General features: G+C 67.7%; 2 protein-coding genes. Both read right to left on the bottom strand.

What is annotated here, in order from left to right; translation table 11 throughout:
• Positions 1-405, bottom strand: a 405-nt coding sequence (locus ACOI1H_RS25895; protein WP_422441220.1) for a DUF2924 domain-containing protein, incomplete at its 3' end; no start/stop codon positions are given.
• Positions 395-709, bottom strand: a complete 315-nt coding sequence (locus ACOI1H_RS25890; RefSeq protein WP_422441219.1) for a DUF3489 domain-containing protein — start codon at positions 707-709, stop codon at positions 395-397. The genes ACOI1H_RS25890 and ACOI1H_RS25895, both read right to left, overlap by 11 nt.
• Between the last annotated feature and the right edge of the window lie 100 nt (positions 710-809).

Genomic DNA, 809 nt, shown 5'->3' with positions numbered 1-809 from the left:
ACCTAACACCCTGGTCAGCCCGAAAAACCGCGGCCCGGACCACGTTGTCCCCGTGATGTGCTTTGCGATCGCCGAGAGCGACGGCCAGGTCCGCCCATCCATCACGAAGCCACCTGGTGTCACCGCGACCTGATAGGTCCGGCCATTCCATTCGCGGACATAATGCGCGCCTGGTCTTGCCGGATCGACGGGCACATCCCGCACAGCCCGACCTGCCGCGATCTGCGCCAGGGCACGGCGGGTTGCGGCGGGCAGGCCCCCTGCCCGCTTGCACTGCGCCTCATGATGCAGCGCCCGGGTCATGAACCCGAGCGACAGATAGGGCGGCGGTGCTGACCCGAAGGTCTCGGACCACATCCGCAGGCACTCTGCGCGGTCCGGATCGGTCACCCCATCACCCGCCATGGCTGTCGGACCCTGCTGGAGCGGCGGCTTGACTGGCGATGATCCGGTAGCGTGTCGCCTTGCCCGGACCCGGTATGACCTTCTCCAGGTGGTGCCCCGCCTTGCGCAACCCCGACAAGCCCGCGCGCACCGTGTGCGGCTGCCATCCCAACCGGTCGCCGATCGTCGCGATGTCCGCCCCCGCCTTCGTGGGCAGCAACGTGATCAGCTGGGTCCGCTTCGTCGCAGGCCTTGAGATCTGCGCAGGCTGAGCGGAGCTTGCATTCGGCCCTCCATCCAACCTCGTTTGTTCGCCCTGTGTCATGGCTCTCTCCTGTGCTGCAGGCAGGAGCAAAACCGCCCCTGCTACTGCGCAGAGCCCGGAGGTCCGGGCGACGCTTTGCAGCGCGGGAGGCAAGGCGCAG

Source organism: Loktanella sp. DJP18, from assembly GCF_049310965.1.
Lineage (GTDB): Bacteria > Pseudomonadota > Alphaproteobacteria > Rhodobacterales > Rhodobacteraceae > Loktanella.
Note: the sequence above shows the minus strand (reverse complement) of the source record. Positions and strands in the feature narration are given on the sequence as shown.